At 39.2% G+C, this 20127-nt stretch carries 10 protein-coding genes; all 10 read right to left on the bottom strand.

The genetic code is table 11. From position 1 onward, the window contains the following. Positions 1–143: 143 nt before the first annotated feature. Positions 144–1550 carry a RagB/SusD family nutrient uptake outer membrane protein gene (locus B4B65_RS21085; protein ID WP_293918629.1) on the bottom strand — a complete coding sequence of 469 codons (1407 nt, stop codon included), beginning with the start codon at positions 1548–1550 and terminating at the stop codon, positions 144–146. Positions 1551–1565: 15 nt separating this feature from the next. Continuing rightward, a complete protein-coding gene (locus tag B4B65_RS21080; RefSeq protein ID WP_293918627.1) occupies positions 1566–4742 on the bottom strand; it encodes a SusC/RagA family TonB-linked outer membrane protein in 3177 nt (1058 codons plus the stop codon). A 370-nt stretch (positions 4743–5112) separates the two neighbouring features. Further along, entirely contained in the window at positions 5113–6570 is a 1458-nt protein-coding gene (locus B4B65_RS21075; RefSeq protein ID WP_293918625.1) for a SusD/RagB family nutrient-binding outer membrane lipoprotein, read from the bottom strand. A 13-nt stretch (positions 6571–6583) separates the two neighbouring features. Then, positions 6584–9823, bottom strand: coding sequence for a SusC/RagA family TonB-linked outer membrane protein (locus B4B65_RS21070; protein WP_201680828.1), 3240 nt, complete (start codon positions 9821–9823; stop codon positions 6584–6586). Between the two features lie 525 nt (positions 9824–10348). Beyond that, entirely contained in the window at positions 10349–12301 is a 1953-nt protein-coding gene (locus B4B65_RS21065; RefSeq protein ID WP_293918622.1) for an OmpA family protein, read from the bottom strand. A gap of 63 nt (positions 12302–12364) precedes the next feature. Continuing rightward, positions 12365–13375: a PorP/SprF family type IX secretion system membrane protein gene (locus B4B65_RS21060; RefSeq protein WP_293918620.1), complete on the bottom strand. Its 1011-nt coding sequence runs from the start codon at positions 13373–13375 to the stop codon at positions 12365–12367. A gap of 37 nt (positions 13376–13412) precedes the next feature. Next, positions 13413–15002 (bottom strand): gliding motility-associated C-terminal domain-containing protein, encoded by a 1590-nt coding sequence (locus tag B4B65_RS21055; RefSeq protein ID WP_293918618.1) that lies wholly within the window; start codon positions 15000–15002, stop codon positions 13413–13415. Positions 15003–15033: 31 nt separating this feature from the next. Beyond that, the gene (locus B4B65_RS21050) at positions 15034–15228 is read right to left on the bottom strand and encodes a hypothetical protein (protein ID WP_293918616.1); all 195 of its coding nucleotides are present in this window, start codon (positions 15226–15228) and stop codon (positions 15034–15036) included. A 3-nt stretch (positions 15229–15231) separates the two neighbouring features. Then, on the bottom strand, positions 15232–17691 hold the full coding sequence (locus B4B65_RS21045) for a hypothetical protein (protein WP_293918614.1): 2460 nt from the start codon (positions 17689–17691) through the stop codon (positions 15232–15234). A gap of 5 nt (positions 17692–17696) precedes the next feature. Then, the coding region (locus tag B4B65_RS21040; protein ID WP_293918612.1) for a beta strand repeat-containing protein at positions 17697–20127 on the bottom strand (2431 nt) is incomplete at its 5' end.

The raw sequence follows: 20127 nt of genomic DNA, 5'->3' as shown, positions 1-20127 counted from the left end.
AAAAAAATCATTACACCATTATGCATACTGGACTTAAGCAACAAATCAAATCCTATATACCGATATACTCTTCCAATTTTAAATATAATAAAAAATGCCTCCAAAAGTCTTGGAGGCATTTCTATTGAAATTCAGATTACTTACTAGTAATCCTGATTTTGAACTAAATTTGGATTTTGCTGAGTTTCTGCAAAAGGGAATGGGAAAACTACACGAGCTGATCCCCAAGCCTGCAAAGGAATTGTTCCGTGAGCAGGAATATCTCTTCCTGTGCGTAAGAACTCAAAAATCCCGTGACCTTCAAATGCCAGCTCAATTCTTCTTTCCGTCAATATAGCACTGATTAATGCCGCCTTGTTAGCAGCTGCAATTGTTGTTGTAGGGTCTGAACGATGTCTGATTTCATTTACCAAAGCAAGAGCATCAGCATCTACAGTTGTTCCTGTCGCAATATTTGCTAAAGCCTCAGCTTTTGTCAACAGAATTTCACTGTAACGAAAAATTGGTGCCCAATCTCCAATATTGGTATACTTGGCATTCCAAAATGAACTCTGAGCAACAGTAATCAGATCTTTTCTTCTCAAATCCTCTGGCTTCATCAAATTCACCAACTCAGAAGAAGCTTGAATGTCTGCTCTCAAATTAGGGGCATAGTGCTGTGCCAAAGCATTATTTGTATTTGGATTGTCACTACCATTATGTGCTACAGAAAAGATACTCTCCTTAGTCGTAAATTCTGTAAATGTTGTTTTAGGAGAAGCATTTAAAGCATAGCTGTTTGTTGTAATTACTTTATTTGCGAATTCTAAAGCTTTTGGATAATCTTGCTGATACAGATAAATTCTAGAAAGCAAAGCATTAACAGCATTTTTATTTGCACGAGCAACGCTACTAAAGTCTCTGGTAGTTGGATTTACATCCGGAAGACCAGGTAAAGCCTCAGTTAAATCAAGTATAATTTGATCATATACCTGTTTTACTGTACTTCTAGCTACTCTATTCGCTGGATCAAATGGAAGATCACTTGCAGTAAGAACCAAAGGAACTCCCAAATGAGATGCATCAGCCGTAAATTTATAAGGCTGTGCCCATAGATTCACCACATAAAAATACGTTAATGCACGAATAAATTTAGCTTCTGCTTTATATTTAGCTTCGTTCTGAGGTGTAGCAACACCTGCGTACTTTTCTATATTCTTTAGAAAAAGGTTTGCTTCATAAATAGTTCTATATGCCCCAACAAAAGCCCTCTCTACAGTCAAGTCATTGGAATTAAGGTTTCCAAAATTTGGAACATTTGTAAAGAAGGTAGGAACTCCTCCATCAATACCTCTAATATCAGCATAAATTAAAACACGTCCTCCCAGAAACTCTCTGTTTTGTAGCGCATCATACATCCCAGTAGCTGTTTTCTCAATTCTTTCCGGAGTCGAAAAAGCACTTTCTGGAGGTAAGTATGCATACGGATCTTCAAAAACCTGCTTTTCACACGATGAGAACAAAGATCCTAAGATCAATGCACCGAATAGTATATAATTAACTTTTTTCATTTCTATCAAAATATTTTATAGTGAAACATTCAATCCAAATGTATAAGTTCTAGGCTGAGGCACTGCTCTGTTGTCCACCCCTATAGCAATATTTGAATTATTTCTATTTGTATTAACCTCCGGATCCTGACCAGAATAACCTGTAATTATGAAAGGATTATAGACTTGAGCAAATACCCGTAAGTTATTTATTCCGATTCTTGAAAGTGTTTCACCACCAAAGTTATATCCTAAACTAATTGTTCTAAATCTTAAGAAATCACCTTTTTCCAAGAATCTGGTTGATGCTTGATTTGCAGCAGGGTCACTTAAGAATACTCTAGGTACATCAGTTTGTTGACCTACTGTAGTCCAACGATCCAAGATCTCCGTACTGTTGTTAAGGAATGAGTTCGTTAATAACCCTGATCTTGTTGTGTTATAGATATAGAAACCACCCGTGTATACAATTGATATACCCAAATCAAACTTCTTATATGTAAAGTTATTATCTAAACCACCGTAGTATTTTGGTAAACCACTCTTATCTGTATAAACCGCATCATTTCCTGAAATTGCAGATGTAGCAGTTCCATCTTCCAGTCTCCATGTTCTTGTTTCAGGAACATAAATTTTCTTTGTTCCATCAGCACTTAAGAACATTGGGTTACCAGTATTAGGATCTACACCAGCCCAACGAGTCAATTTGTATGTTCCTAATGAACGGCCAACACTTGCTACTGAGTTTCCTTCAATAATATCAACATTTCCTGTAACTAACTCTTTAACTTCGTTTTTGATTGTTGTAAAATTCAAAGAAGTATTCCAGGTGAAATCTCCTCTTTTCATTGTCTCTACATTTACGGTAAATTCTAATCCTTTATTGGACATTGAACCAATGTTTGTAAAGATAGCACCAGCTTCACTTGGAGTAGCAGAAGGAACCCCTACTGTATAAAGTGGTTTCGCTTGCAATACTAACCCAGAGATATTATTATAGAAGTAATCGATAACAAAGTTGAATCTATTATTCAAAATATTGAAATCTACTCCAACGTTATATTTGTTTGAAGTTTCCCATTGCAAATCAGGATTACCTAACTGATATGCAGAAAAACCATTCTGAGTTGCGTAAGAACCTCCTGTATAAAGAGTTCTGGAAGCATAAGAAGCTATACCTCTTGAGTTTCCTACTTTACCATAACTCATACGCAATTTCAGATATGAAAGCCAATCTGTATCTTTCAGGAATTCCTCTTCAGATGCCACCCATCCCAAAGAAGCCGATGGGAAATATCCCCATTTTGAATTCACTCCAAATGCGGAGAACGCATCTGCTCTAAAAGCAAGATCTACTAAATATTTATTGTCATATACATACCCTAATCTTGAGAAGTAAGACTGAAGGCCATTTGAAAAAACTGTACCGCCAGTTAAGCCCAATACATCTTCTGATCCAGGAGCAGTACTTGTAAACGTACCATCAATAATGTCAGTAAAAAATGGATCACTTATGTTACTAGCTCCTGCATAAACTTGCTTTTCTTTTGTATACTGATATTCTGTACCAACTGTAGCTGAGAACCGGTGAACACCAGCAAAAGTCTTATCATAGTTTATATAGTTCTGCCATACCCATTGATTTCTGTTTCTGAAGTTATCTTGAATAAGACCTCCATAAGCAGTTCCTAATCCACCAATTTTTGGGTGACTATATTGATGTTCATAATTGTTTAAATAATCGATTCCAAACTTACTCGTTGCTCTTAAACCTGGTAATGGCTGAATTTCAATATATCCATTAGCCAATAATTGTTCAGGAGTATTTTGATTTTTTTGAAGATTAAGAGTTGCAAGTGGATTGGCAATATTTCCGGAAAGATTGGTAGACTGCAAGCTGGTTATATTATTTCCAGCTCCAAGATATCCATTGCTACCTAAGTTATAACCGTCAATCTGATTCTTATTATAGACAGCTACAGTTGGAAATGCATTTAAAGCAGCAACAGTTGCACCTGCAATATATCTATCTGTTAAAATTCCATCATTTGCAGTTTTAGAATATGAAACTGAGATACCTGTTTTCATCCATTTCGTAGGATTTATATCTCCGTTCATACGTACTTGACCCATCTTCAACTGATTCTGCAAGATAATTCCTTTTTGATCCAAATATCGTGCTGAAGCAAAGAAATTTCCTTTTTCGCTCCCTGAAGAGATAGACAATGAATTATCATAACCATAGCCTGTCCTGTAAACTTCATCTAACCAATTAGTTCTATCATTTACACCGTCTCCATCGATATCACTTTCTTTTGCAATCTCAGTCACTACACCTCCAAAGCGAGGGGCAGCATTTCTAGCCTTTTCGTTACTGATCTCAATAAACTGATCACCATTTAATAGCTCGACCAGTTTAGACGCTTTACTTGAAGTGAATTTTGATTCGAAACTAACATTCGAGACACCTTTTTTACCTCTCTTGGTTGTAATGATTATTACACCATTAGCAGCACGAGATCCATATAATACTGCAGCACCAGCATCTTTCAATACTTCAATGGATTCGATGTCGTTACTATTTATCATAGCTAACGGGTTAAAACGAGTTCCGTCACCACTATTAAATGTATTCACATTTTCAACAGTATTCATCGGAACTCCATCAATCACATAAAGAGGTAAAGAACTAGCTGATATAGAGTTTACACCACGAATACGTACAGAAACCCCATCTCCAAGTGTACCACCTGTAGAACCGATCTGTACACCCGCCAATTTCCCAGACATAGCCTGTTCAAAACTCAATATTGGTTCTGCCGCAAGTTTTTCACCTTTAACACTTCCCTGAGATCCCGTTAAATCCTTAATCTGTCTTACACCATAACCAGTCACAACAACTTCTTCCAGAGAAGTTTCATCACTTGTTAATTGTACATTGATAGTGGAGCGGTTGCCTACTGCAACTGTTTGACGTTGGTATCCAACATAGGTGAATACTAATGTAGCATTTCCGGCTACATTAATGGAATAATTTCCTGATCCATCTGTCTGGGTCGCAGTTGAGGTTCCTTGCGCTGCAACAGACACACCTTGTACAGGAGAGCCGTCTAAAGCAGAAGTAACTTTACCACTCACCTGACGATTCTGTGCATAAACAACTCCTACCAGAAGTGTACACACAAGAAAAACTTTGAGTAATTTTTGTTTCATATGTTTGTGTTTATTAATAAATATCTCCGAAGAGATGTTAGTTAAGCAGAAAATATTTGTCTTCTAGGATATAGACACATCATAGCTAGAAAACGGGTTAGTAACGTACTTTAAAAACACTTTGTTAAAAAATGTTAAAACAAAAATAATTTTTAAAATCATAAAAACAAACGATTGCATAAAAAACTAATTTAGAACAATACCTAAAAAGAGCATAACTAATTGATTATAAGTTATTAAAAATACAATGCAGACATAATAATTTATTAATAAACATGTCGAACTAACGATAATTATGTAACAAAAAAAGCGGCCGTAAAATTTACGGCCGCTTTGCTTGCGTTTTTATTATAGGTATCCTGAGATCTTATTATTTAACGTCCCACCACACCGGATTGGAAACGCTGATTGTACCCGGATATTTGGCATTGGTAGTTGCCTCACTATTCGGATACACCATTCTTACCGGAAACAAACCAGCTCCGATAATAGATTCTTTTGACACGGTGAAGAAGGTTGGGTATCCTGTTCTTCTCCATTCATTCCAGGCTTCAAATCCCTGAAAGCCACACATGGCATAATATTTCTGTGTAATAATAGCTTTCAATTGCGCTTCTTCTCCTGTTCCAAGCTCTGCATCAGGAGCTGAAGTGAGGTATGCGTTAGCTTCAGCAGAAAGTCCTACTGCTTCAAAAGCAGCACGTACACCAGATTCGTACAGTGACTGTACAGAACCTGATCCCCAACCCTTCAGAGCAGCCTCTGCCTGCAGAAAGTAACTCTCGGCCTTAGAAATAAGTTTAACAGGAGCTAAAGCAGAATTTGGAATGTTGGCATTCGCCCCCACTATTGCTGAAGGTGGCGAAACCAGTTTTCTATTCATCCCTCTGTATCCTCCCTGAGCGATCCACGCAATTGTATCCTGACCAGAAATCTTTTCAAACAATACGAACTGTCTTGGATCATTATTTGCTTTGAAAGCATTGATCACTGTACCGCTGGCAACAACATTCTGCACACGTCCTAAAGCAACCATTTCGTTGTACATAGGATTTTCATTACCTCCTGTAGTAGTATATGCAATGGATACATCTTTAGAAATAAAGGAAGGATTAGCAGCATACAATGCTTTGATACCCGCTTCTGCTTTCGCAGGATTGACATTGGAGATTCTCAGATATGCCCGAAGTTTCAATGTATTTGCAAAAGTAATCCATTCATTTGCATCTCCTTTGAACAGCATATCCTGATCACCCGGATTATTCGCGATCGATGTATTCAAAGACTTTAATTCACTTATCCCTTTATCGATATAAGTAAAGATACTATCATATACCACCTCTTGCTTTTCATAAGCAGGATTCAGATTATCTCCAGCTTTTAACGCTTCGGATAAAGGTACATCACCGAATGCATCCGTCGCCAGCTGAAAAGCATATGCTTTCAGAATGTAGGCCGTTGCCCTGTATTGTGCATGTGTAGGTCCTTGTGTATTAATAATAATCTCTGCATTATTTAATGCCCCACGATACAGATTAAGCCAGGCACGATCTGAATTCGTACCTCTCATATTGTATTGATCTATGGTCTGATATTGAGAAGATGACGGGTTTTGAGTCCAGTACTGTGCCCACATGTTTCCATAGGTCTGAAATTGATTTCCGACAACCTGACTTATTGCAGCTTCTACAGAAGGCAATAAAAGGCTAGGGTCAGATTTTTCCGGATTATTTGGATTATCATTAATATCCAGATATTTATTACAGCTTACTAATGCTGCAGATCCCATTACTGCAGCAAAAAGCAGTGATTTAATATTTTTTCTCATTGTTTTCTTTTTACTAGAATGAAACCTTAACATTTATTCCATAATTTCTCAGAGAAGGCTGAGCAGTATAGTCAAATCCTTGTGCATTGCCCGCTCCTGCAGAGTTTACTTCAGGATCCGCATATTTATTTTCACTCGGAGTCCAGATAAACAGATTATTTCCAAACAGACCTACTGATGCACTACCGAACGGTGTATTTTTCAGTTGGTTTTTAGAGAATTTGTAAGAGATTGCCAGACTACGTAATTTGACATAAGAGGCATCTACCACATTTAATCCGGCTTCTCTGGTTGGGAAGTAATCCACTTTATCGTATGTTGCAGTAGTATTAACTATACTGTTACCCGCATCATCCAGATAAACTGAATTAGGGAAAATCTGACCAAATCTATCTCCTCCTGTCTCTTCAGAAGTACCTGTGAAAGCCATGATATCTCTTGTTCTTGAGAAAAATACACCTCCATGTTTCATATCAAATAAAGCGTTCAGTGACCAGTTTTTGTAGTTTACGTTGGTTCCTAATGAAGCCTGAAACTTCGGATTGTAACTCCCTAAGTATTGAGGTTCGTCTGTGATTACCGGCAAACCTGTTTCTGCGTCAACAATTGTTCTTCCTTGTGCATCTGTTGCGTTTGTTACCGCATAAAACTCACCATATGGTTTACCTTTTGCTGCTACAATAGACATTCCGCTAAATCCACCTAAAGAAACCTGATCTACACCTTCCATCAGTTCTATTACCTTACTGTTATTTTTAGTGAATGTACCCATCAGTTCCCATGAGAAATCTGCTGTTTTAACCGGCGTACCTCTCAGAGATAATTCGATACCTGAGTTTTCAACTTTCCCTGCATTAATAACGCTGAATCCATATCCTGTAGAATTCGGGATCGGAATACTTAAGATCTGATTTTTCGAACTGTTTTTGTAGTAAGAGAAATCTAAAGATAATCTGTTCGCAAAAAATCCTAACTCTGTACCCACCTCATATGAAGTCGTGATCTCTGGTTTCAACAGAGCATTACCGATAGTTGAACTCGACATTAAAGCAGATACATTACCAAAAGGGAATGTAGTCGTACCAAAACCGCCATTAATCTCTCCTCTGGAGAATGTGGTAATTAACTGATAAGGATCTGTATCATTACCTACTTTCGCAATATTAGCTCTTAACTTACCATAACTCAGGATTTGTCTTGCTTCAGGTGACATCAGTTCAGAGAATACAAATGAACCGCTTACACTTGGGTAGAAAAATGAATTGTTGGCTTTTGGTAAAGTTGAAGACCAGTCATTACGTGCTGTTGCCTGTAAGAACAAATAATTTTTATAAGATAAATTTAAGTCTGCATATACCCCAACCAATCTTCTTTTACTCCATGAATCTTCAATCAGATCCAGTGGTCCGTTACTGTTTGCCAGATTATACCATCCCGGCATCACTAGTCCCGCACTCGCATTTGTAGCGGTGCTATTATTAGTAGTCTGACGCTGACGGATATTGTTTCCTAACATTAAAGAAGCTTCAAAATCATCGTTAAACTTATGATTAGCGGTAACCATGAAATCATGAATAATTTCTGTTACATTAAACTGGTCAATGCGGTATTGGCCTACTTCAGTTTGTTTATTTGCGGATTGAGAATAGTTATCAGTTGTATTGTCTGCCGGAGCAAAAGTAAACTTAGGAGATTCTGACCGGCGTCTGTCTGAATAGTGGTCTACACCAATACGTTCTTTAATATCCAACCATTCAAAAGGCTTATATCCCACATTTACATTACCCATGATGCGGTTTACATCATTGAAGTTATTATAATTGTCCAATACCCAATACGGATTCATAGAATATGCACCATAATAACCGTATAGATCTTCTCTCAGGTTACCGGAAGCATCTCTTATCTGACCATAACCGTTGTACGGGTTTGTCAGATCGCCCATATCCGAGACTGGAATATCTCTTGGGGTCTGCAACAAATTATTGTAAACAGATCCGCCTCCTTGCCCTCCGGCAATATTATTACTGTTTATTTTATTGTAATTCGCGGAGATTCCGGCATAGAATTTATTAGAAAATTCTGCTGTTCCATTGAAACGAACTCCGTATCTGTTGTATGTATCTTTTTTACCCGGATACACACCGTTTGAATTCAGCGAGTTAAGACCTAAGTAGAATGTTGTCTTTTCTCCGCCTCCGGACAAACTCAGGTTATTATCAGAAGCAACTCCCAGATCAAAGAAATCTCTTACATTATTTTTGACCGCTGAATATGGTTTTGTCTGACGGACTCCGTTAATAGCTTGTCCCCACTCTTGTGTTTCTCCGGTAAAAGGAGCGCCCCATGACCAGTTTTCTTTCGGATCGTTTTCGAATAATACATTACCTGCATCATCATAGTAAGAATATCCTTGTCCATATTGATTTTGAAAATCAGGAAGTTTCAGAATAGAGGACAGTGTATTTGTACTGTTAAAAGTGATCTCTGTTTTACCTGCACCTTGTTTCCCGCTTTTTGTCGTAATGATCAACGCACCGTTAGATGCACGCGATCCGTAAAGAGCAGCGGCAGCCGGGCCTTTTAACACTGTCATGGAAGCAATGTCATCCGGATTGATATCATTTCCTCTGTTACCAAAATCGACACTGCTCAAAGAAGAAGCTCCACCAATTACACTGGAGTTGTCAATTGGTACACCATCAATAACGATCAATGCCTGATTATTTCCGGCAATGGAAGATCCTCCTCTTAAAACAACTCTTGAAGAGCTTCCTGGCGAGTTGGATGTAGAAGTGATGTTAACACCAGCTACTTTACCTGCTAACGAATTGATTGCACTTGCATTTTTTCCGGAAGTCAGCTCTTCATTGTTCAGGGTAGGAGCTGAATACCCTAATGTTCTTTTTTCTCTCTTAATTGCATTTGCTGTTACGACAACTTCTGCCAGTGCATTGTCCTGATCGTCTAATGACACATTAAATGAAGTTGCTGAAGGAGATACAACAATAGTCTTTTCGTTAAATCCAATTGAACGAAATACCAGTGTCTTTCCTGCCGGAACATTTAACGTGTAATTACCATTTGCATCTGTTTGTGTAGCAAGGTTTGTCCCTTGTACAACAACAGTAACACCTGGTAAAGCCTGTCCTGTAGCGGAAGTTACTTTACCACTAATTTTCTTCTCCTGACCAAATGCTACTGAAGTCAGTATCATTGTCCCAACGAGAAAACTGAGTAATTTTTGTTTCATCTGTTGTTTTTTAATTAATTATATGATGTATTAAAATGCATCCAACTTATTGTAATGGTCTTCAGATTAGTGTAAACCATGTTATGCCAACAAAAGCCATTTGAAATCCATTCTATCAGATCCGCAAAAGCGAATAAATGGTAGAGAATATAGTTGAGACTATTATTATTGGGGAGAGCAAATATATAAACGCACTGTTGTTATTGCAAGTATTTTAACATTACACACCTTACGTTTCATTATTTTCAGAATAAGAAGACAAAATTTATCTTTTTGAAAAAAGAATATAGTTTGGAATGTATTAACAAAAACAGAATATCAGACACAATTAACAATTGTTAACAAAATTTTTAACAAAATTTTAACAAGACAAATTTTACACTGAGGAATGTAAAAAAATCGTAACAAAAGCAATTATTGTATAAGCAATATGTGTTTTGACTTATAAATATCAGAAAAGTTACAAAAACAAAAAAAGTCCGCTATGATAAGCGGACTCCTTCAAGGTTAATAAATAGGTAGTTATTAATACGCTAATACTTTTATTTCAGTACGGCGATTTGCCTGATGTTCAGCGTCTGAACATTGCACGCCATCTGCACATTTATTGACAAGTTTACTTTCACCATATCCTTTAGCAACAATCCGATCACGCGCTATGCCGAGACTTACAATATAGTCTACTGCTGCCTGTGCACGATTCTGAGACAACTTCATATTGTATCGTGCGGTAGCACGGCTGTCTGTATGACTGGAAAGTTCGATCTTAAGTGTAGGATTATCCCGCATAGTTCTTACGAGTTGATTAAGGATTGGTTTGGCATCCTCCCGAATATTATATTTATCCAGATCGTAATAGATATTTTCCAACACAAAGCTAGTTCCTTTTTCTATTACTGGTTGTAAACGAAGAGTCAACCTGATCGTGGTATCTTTTTGGGGATAGAATGCAGCAATAGCCACAGAATCACCGTGGAACTTAACTTTTTCCGCTACTATACGATAGTTGGTACGGGCATCTAACGGAAATGTAAATGCACCGCCTGCATTACTCAACCTTCTTAACACCACCTGTCCGTTATCATCCAGTAATGTAAGTTGTACATCTTCTATCTGATCTGAAGTCACTTTGTTAAGTGTCTGCCCTTCCAGACGGATAATAATTTTTGGTTTATCGTACGAAAAAGAGTAGATATCATCCAATCCTTTACCTCCGTTGCGATCTGAAGATACATATCCGTAAAATGATTCAGGACTATCACTTACCATCACATAGCAAAAATCATCGGAAGCTGAATTAACGGGAAAGCGCAGATTGTGTCGGTTACGGAATGCATTCTGCTGCCCTTCCGCAACAAATACATCCAGCCCCCCCATACCTGCAAAACCGTTACTGGAATAGTACAATTTATTGCCGAATACTGAAGGAAACATCTCATCGCCGGCAGAGTTGATCTCTTCTCCTGCATTTACCGGGCTACTCCAGCTACCATCTGCCAGACGAGTGGAATACCAGATATCTACACCACCTTTACCTCCGGGCATATCTGAAGCAAAATAAAGTGTTTGTTCATCATCACTCAAGGCTGCATGTCCTACAGAATAGTTCTTTACATTATTATAAGGAAATGGGGTTTCGGTCCAGCTATCTCCTGAGCGGGTGTAGATTAACAGTTCCAGATTGTGTTTTTTAAATCTGTAATTACCTGAACGCTGTTTCTCAGCATCTTCTCCCGGATGAGTGCGGGTAACAAAGAGTACATTTTCTTCTTTATTAGCGGCTACAGGTCCTACGTGATAAGGTGCATTATTAAATACATCAGGCAAGATACTTGGATATTTTAAGGTAATACCATCAGCTTCTTTGCTTGAAGAATAAATACGCAGATAAGGGCGTCCTGTCATACCTGACGTTTTTCCATCCCATCCACTTGGCTCGCCGACATACAAGACACTGTTATAAAGCGGTGTTGTACCAAATTCAGAGTAACGTGTATTGATTGTTTCTTCATTCTTCAGCTTATGAAGGGTCGGATTGGCCATCCATAGTACTGCAGAGTCTGCTCCTTGAATCGCCAGAGCTACTTCAGAAGTTTTTCCGGTACGTGTACCATATTGGGTAAACTGTTCTTTTGCTGCAGCATAATTACCGTTCTTTTTAAGCGTTTCAGCATAGTTCAGTTGAGACTGATCCGAAAACTTACCCCCGTCAATTACTCGGGCATACCAGTTTTGGGCTAACGTATAATCATTAATCCGGTAATAGCATTCTGCAAGGCGTTCCATATCCTGTACACGAGGCTTTTTGGTGTCTACCAATTTTGCATAAATCCGCGAAGCATTATAATATTCGTACTGATAATACAGTTTCTCTGCTGTAGAACGGAGGCTAATCTGCTCCTGACCTTTGACAGAAGTTAATACGCCTATCAGGAGTATGGTAATAATGAGCGCCCTATATATATTCTTTACCTTCATTGTATTTGTATGTGATCGTGTATGTTGTACTATATAAATCCGTATCCGGTATCTCTAACAGTACTAAAAAAAACGTGGACTCAGATACTGACTTGCTCCTCTGCGGCCAAATGTAAGTCCCAGCGTAATCTCATGGGATCCGTTTTGCAATCCGCTCATTCTGTTAATCATAGCATCGTAAGAGTATCCGATACGAAGACGTTCTGTCGCGTAGAACTGTGCAATACCTGTGATCGCATTCGTCGCACTTAATTTGTCTACTGTTCGATCCTGATAGGTACGGTTGAAGATCCGGGCACGTGTACGGTATCCCGCTCCGATCCAGAATTTACTGTTGAATACGAACATGGCATTTACATCCAACGAAGTAGGTCCTTTAAAATCTTCTTTGATCAGCATACTTGGTCTCAGGTGTACGCCCTGACTCAATTCGAAAAGAGCTCCTGCAATCAGATATCCACTGATTGTACGATACAAACTTTCCGAAGTATTTTGGTTAAATCGGTAATCTGATCCCGAATTTGTCCCATTGAACAAATCCTGAACGGAAACCCCTGCATACCAACGTGGATTATAATAATATACACCTAAACGAATATCCGGAGCCCAGTCTGATATTTTGCCTGTCGGAATGGTTGGATCTCCGGGTTGATTTGGGTCCAGCTTATTTCCATCAAGACTATACTGTGTAACTCCCCCCGCAATACCAAGACTTAGTCGCTGGGTATCTTCTTCATCCAGCTGAAGACGGAAAGCATAATTGCCATATATGGATGTTGCGGCTTGAGCACCCAGTTTATCGGCAGTGATATTCAGACCTACACCATGACGTTTGGATACAGGATCCACTACTCCATCGATAGATACTGTACCCGTTTTCGGAGCTCCTTCCCAGCCCGTCCACTGGCTACGCAGACCAACCTGTGCAAACCACTCTTCCTTGTATCCGGCATAGGCCGGATTGACACTCATCGAATTGAAGATATATTGTGTAAACTGGATACTCTGCTGCGCTTCAACCATACGCAGGCCTAGTATTCCCACAACCATCAGTATATATTTTCCGTATTTCATCTCAACTAATTTTGATGTCGATTTCTTATTTCTTTATCTAATTCCGTTTGATCAGCACGTCCCCTTTAAATATACGGCTTTTACCATCTTTCACCGCTTCGATAATATAGAAATAGGTGCCAGAATTAAGGCCGCTACCCTCCCATCTGTTATCATAGCTGTTATTGCGGTATACTTCATTTCCCCAACGGTTCACAATAGTCACTCCTATACGGTCATAATATTCATAACCGATAATTTCAAAGTAATCATTGATTCCGTCTCCGTTAGGGGTAAATACATTCGGAATATGCAGGTCACGGGCATTTACATTAATGGTAACTTTGCCTGTATCAGAAAGACCGTTTTCATCCGTGATACTATACTCGAATTCATCCACTCCAACAAAGCCCGGATCCGGAGTATATGTGACGGTTCCATCTATATTTACGGTAATCTTACCGTGCGACGGAGGTGTTACTATCGTTACAGATGATACGACTATCGGGCTGGTTCCGGCCTCATCATTCTGCAGAATATGGAATACATTTTCATTTTTTGTATAGTCATCTGCGTAAGGCAGATCAAAGGTATCGTCATTGGCAACAGGTCCTTTGAAACTTAATTTGGTCATCCAGGTACCTGAAATGGTTCGGGCAGCATAAGTTTGAAGAGCTTGTCGTGTGTGTACACCAGAAGATTCCAGCTTAGTCACATCTCCTACCCAGTTTCCGTTGCCGGTATACTGCATAATTTCAGCTGTTTTATCGACATACATTTTACCGTTAGTAATTGACTGATGGATAAGTGTATAATCTGAAAGCAGGTTTTTATCAGCGAACACATGCCATACTCTGTCCATACCGATCTCCTTATCTTTAAGTTCTATATTTGCGCCTGCAGCCTCATAATCTACCACTCCGACATAAAGTCTGGTCTCTCCCTGAGGAGTCAAAATTGCAGGTGTATAACTGCTCTCATCAATGCCTACCGGAAACAGGAATTTCTCTCCTGCTTTTAAACTTTTAATCAAAAGACTCTTCGTAATATTGCCTGTAACCACATATCCATTTATATTCTGATTAGGACTGTTGACACTGCCTGCGTTCAGCAATTGTGCTTCAGATCCCAGTACAAGCTCATATCCATTCAGCAGAATATCTCCGCCCTTAACATTGAAATCTATATTGGAAGCAACTTTCAGGGCTGCAATATTATCTGTTGTCTCTTTCAGGTTATATCCCGGATCGGCTATATCGGCCAGCTTAATATTTGAAGGATTATCAATGATGATATTCACAGCGATAAATTCTCCGTTATTACCATCAATAACTGTTGCCTGATTTCCCCAACCGGCATAGTACGGATTAGTCCCCGGATCTTTGAGAATCAGTTTACCTGTACCACGAATCTTGGCAGTAGGTGCTATCCAGATTTGTTTACTATATACATACAGATCTCCGTTGATCTGCCAGTCTGCATTAGGACCAATATATAGACTTTCTGAATACAAAACATCTGATGTTCCTTCAGCCACCACCATACGTCCGTTGTCTGAAAACAAACTTTTCTTACCATCCTGTGCAAACCCTTTGAGCGCGAATGGTAACATCAGAATTAACAAAAATATTTTTATCTTATTGATCATATCAGTTCTTGTTAGAATGATTCATTCCTTTTTATTTCCTGCCTTTACCGGGCAACATCGGATTTGTTATTGCTGACACGTTAGTAAGTGTCTGATGGTGTTTTCTATATGGGTTTGTATCAAAAGCAGCTGTTGCAAACCTTCCGGAAGGAAGGGTACGTTGTCCGACGACAGCTTGTTGCGTAAGCAGGTTACAAATAAATACAAAAAACAAAATCTTTCTCATACACTATTGTCTACGGCCCCTATTGATCAACATGGGGTTAGTTATTACCTTACAGTTTTTCACTCTGATAGTTACGACATTTGTAAATCCGGATTCACAGGTATTTCCTGAGGACAAAGATACTGTGATTCTACGGAACTGTGTGGTTTTATTTAATTTACCAGGTTGCAATGTTGAGGAAGTTCCGGCAACATTATTCCAGGTCGATCCACCATCTAAAGATTGTTCCCAACGATATGTTAGTGCTGTATTTCCCGATATTGTACCATTCTGAACAGAAGTAATTAATTGCGGCACCGTATTTTCGCATATCACCTGATCCGTGCCTATACTACCTGCAGTAGGAACCGGCTGTACAATTACCTGAATAGGCGTCATCGGGCCTTCACAATTACCATTTGTCTGAGACACGTAGTATGTAAATGTACCAGCAGTACTGGTGGAAGGTGTAGGCGCATTTGCCAAAGGCACTCCTGTTGTCTGTGTATACCATCTGAGGATATTCGATCCGTTTGCTGTTGCAGTAAGAGGAACGGCTTTTTCACCCAGACAGTAATATATAGGGCTAAGAGCAGCAGGGGCAACAGGAGGAGCAACCATATTTATGGAGAGACTGTTATTGCCTCTGTTGGCTACCGGTTCTAATTCGGTTGTACTTGTAGTTGTTCCGGAAAGATATTTGACAGAAGTCTGGTCCGTATATGAAGTCACACCACTGTTTGGTTTGAGGTTATACTTAATCGGATTAGGCGCAACTATTCCTGATCCCAGAGCTAATGTAGCGGTATAAGTATAAGTAGATCCTGATACGGTACGCGTCCATCCGGCATAATCAGATGCAGCCTGAGTAAATACAACATTGGAAGGGATCACTTTTGTCACCACAATTCTGTTTGCTGCTGTTGTGGGTTGATTACCTTTATTTACAACTTTGATTTCAAAATTGTTTCCTGCACCTGGGTCTATACATGCATCCGGAACATTACTTAATAAGGTAAGATCCACATTTTCTGCTATGACCGGTGTATTAACGACTGAAGTATTATTTTCCAGATCCTCATCAGTAATATCTGTAGGCATCACATTAGTCGTATTTGTAAGAATATTTCCGACCGGAATTTTATTCAATGTCCCGGTGACAGTTATTCTTCCTGTAGTCTTTTTTGCCATGTTTAACGATCCGGAGAATTCATTCGTTGCAGAAGTTGACGGAAGTGTGGTTCCTGCTGAAAATCCGGAATAGGAAATACTGTTAATTGTAAACATGTCAGGAGTAATCAGGTTTCCGTCTCCGTCTGTTATCTTGTCCTTAAAATCAATTTTTGTCAGATCCGCATCTGTGTCGTTAACAACTTCTATGGTATAAGTTACCTTATTTTCATTTCCTGTGCCTGAAATACTTCTTAGTATGTCTTTATCCGCTTTTTTCAAAACCCTGAGGTTTCCCGGCGTTGTTACCAACAGATTACGCAGTTCGTGAAAGTTCACTGCCCACCCTGTAGAAGCCGCAAAACCTAATTTCAGAATTGATGGGGGAGGTTCGGTAGTGGTATACGTAATTAACTCTTCAAAGTTCGTCTGTCCCTCTCGTTTCCATCTAAGTGTAATATTATACTTATTTCCTGCAATCGGAATAACCTCCAATTGCACTCTTCTGTAGAAAACAGCATCCGTAGGTCGTGATGTAGGATAAGATCCTGCACTGGTTCCGCTACTTTTATTGTAATCAATATGATTTTCCCAGCCATTTCCCAGAGTTCCTGTAAAATTAGCGGGAACATCGGTTTTCGTACCTGTACCTGAGCCTGATATATTCACACTTTTCAGAAATGGATTTGATGTAGCATCATCTGCTGTTTTAGTACTTCCTCTTAATGTAATGGAATTTGAGACTAACTGATTAGCTCCGGTAAATTTATTCGGCGAATTTTTATTTGTAAAATTACCAAAAGCATCAAAACCGATGCCGATGTAACCGTTCTTTAATCCGGGTATATTACTCGGAGCTTCTTTATTTCTAGCGTATCCTAATGAACCTCCATACCCACCAAGGGCAAATTGAGAAGCTGTGGTCGTTCCGTCAAAAAGAAAGATAGAAAATCCGTCCCCGCCATCATTTAATCCACCACGACCATCCTTGGTTCTCCACATTTTATACTCAAAATCTGCAATAATTCCCAGTGACGATGGAAATGTCTTATTTATGAAAGCGTATCCTTTTTTATTCTGATCATCCGGAGTCAGTCTTAACCATCCTGCACCTACAGGATCTTCCTGACCAGAGGTAAGTTTGGCGTCATCACCCAGGATAATATCCGGGCTTACCGCCCCTTTGAAGTTCTCTGTTATTGTAAATTGTGCCTCTGCATTTTTTTGCATAAAAAAGAATGCAATAGCCAGGACTGTCATTTTTAAGACAGCCCTGAATTTAATATTGTGCGTATTCAAATTTACTTGTGTCATTTTTATTATGGTTTTACAGCAAACACAATATTCATGAATGACCCTACTGTTACGTCAGCATTTGCTTTTATTGTATACGTCAGAATCCCTGAATTGTTTACAGACACACTCGCAAATACATTTGTATCATACCATGTAATATAGTAATCTAATTCACCTGAAGGTAGAACCGGTAGCGCTGTTGTAACACCAGCGTTCTGAGCCATAGGTGTACCAAACTGTTTCTTGTAACGGTCATAAAGATTGATCGTTCCGAAAGATTCTCCTGATACGCCTGTTTCTGCTACAAACTGATCTGCAGCTGTAGGAATAATAATAGAAGGCATATAGAAGAATTTCGGCATAGTTGCTTTAACTTGTTTCAATACACCGCTGGCATCAGCTACAACTACTCTATCTGTACTTATTCCATTTGTACCGTTATAAGCCGCTGCTGCTGTATTCTGTAATCCTGCTACCGCAAGCGTATTTGTCGCTGTTGCTGTGATAGTAGTTGCTTTTGTTAGATTACCACCAAGCTGTACATTATTTCCTGTTTTTGTCAAACCATTATCTGCAGTTGTATTATCCGCCAGAGTAGACTGCGCAACCCACTGTGCATTTGCACCTGTAGCATCTGTCACTAAGACCTGATTTGCTGTTCCCGGTGCAATCTTACCTGCAGTAACATTTTTATCTGCTAATTTAACCGTTGTAATTCCGGCATCTGCCACTTTCACATTTGCATCAACCAGTGTCGCTCCGCTTCCTGCTCCCACAACAATTGATCCATCTCCTGCTGTCAGATTCTTAGCATTTGTAAGATTGGTTGCAGAAATAGCCTGATAAGTAACTGTTCCATCCGCGTTTGCTGTAGCCACTTTTCCGGCATCAGCCGCTGCTGCACCTAATTTGGCCGCTGTCACATTTTTATCAGCTAATTTGATAGATGTAATTCCTCCATCTGTAACCTTAACATTTGCATCGACTAAAGTTGCTCCTGTTCCAGAAGCAACTGAAATAGATCCGTCTCCTGCTGTCAGGTTTTTAGCATTCGCTAAGTTTGTAGCAGAAATTGCCTGGTAAGTAACCGTTCCATCTGCATTTGCTGTAGCTACTTTTCCGGCATCGGCTGCTGTTGCGCCTAACTTGCTTGCCGTTACTGCTTTTGCTTTAATATTAGCTGTAACATCCTTTAATAGAGCTGTCGGTGCATTAGCAGACAGATCCAGATCTGTTGAAGTCAATGCTTTACCTCCTGTCACACCTGTTACGTCTACTGAAGGTACTTTCGGAGTCCAGTTTGTACCATCATATGTCAACACCTGATTTGTAGTAGGTTTAGTTGCGCTTACAGGTGTTCCCTGAATTTTTTCTACTTTAGTTGCGTTTGCTGCACCAGTAACATCACCTGATAATGTAAGAGTCGCAGGGTTTGCAGATACCGTATAAGTAGTAGTATTCGTTCCCTGAGTAGGTGTAACAGTGATACCTGATCCTTCAGCAACTATTGTTTTGTGCTGACCCGCCTGTATTGCATCTTTCAGATCCACAGAAGCAGAAGCTACTCCGTTTACTGTAGTCACAAGTCCGGTTCCGGTGATTGTATTACTTACTCCGTTTACAACCGGCGCTGTAGCCACCTTACCATTTACTGTAGAAGTAAGGGTATTTGTACCATTATTTGCTAATGCATTTGAGGTTTCAGGAGCAATGGTAGTTTTATCAACCCATTTAGTAGTTGTACCTTCTGTTACCAATACCTGACCATCTGTACCTGTAGTGATCTGATTATTTGTTACTTTACCCCCAATATTCTGTAAACTTAATTTTGATTCATCCACATCTATAGAGAAAGCTTTCAGAGCTGCTCCGGTTGGAGTTCCTCCTAATACGACTTTGTTCGTTGCTGCAGTAACATTTTGACCTGATATAGAAGTGCTTGGAATAGCATTTGAATAAGTTACATTACCATCCTTATCTGCAATTGCAACACGTCCGTCTGTTCCTGTCCCAGCAGTTAATTTATCAGATGTAACATTTTTACCTGCTATTTTAGCTGTAGTAATTCCTGCGTCAGCAACTTTAACATTTGCATTAACTAATGTTGCTCCGGTTCCGTTACCTACTACAACTGATGCGTCTCCTGCAGTCAAATTTCCTTTTGTGCCTTGAATAGTTTTAATCGTTGCAAGTAATTCATCGATCGCACCCTGTACATCTTTTGATGTCAAACCCGAAGTCGTATTATTATAGGTAATATGATCTGCATTTGTATTGATTGTTGTCAATACATTTCCTTCCGCATCTTTAAAAGTATAAACTCCGTTTGCAAAAGTCACATTAACCATACCAGGATCCAGAGTTACCTCTTGTTGTTTTTCATTTTTATATGTATACGTTCCGTTAGCATTCTTTACTAAGGTAGTAACAGTCTCGTTCGCTTTTACAATGTTT

It is taken from the genome of Sphingobacterium sp. UBA5789, from assembly GCF_002418355.1.
In the GTDB taxonomy this organism is placed as follows: Bacteria; Bacteroidota; Bacteroidia; order Sphingobacteriales; family Sphingobacteriaceae; genus Sphingobacterium.
Note: the sequence above shows the minus strand (reverse complement) of the source record. Positions and strands in the feature narration are given on the sequence as shown.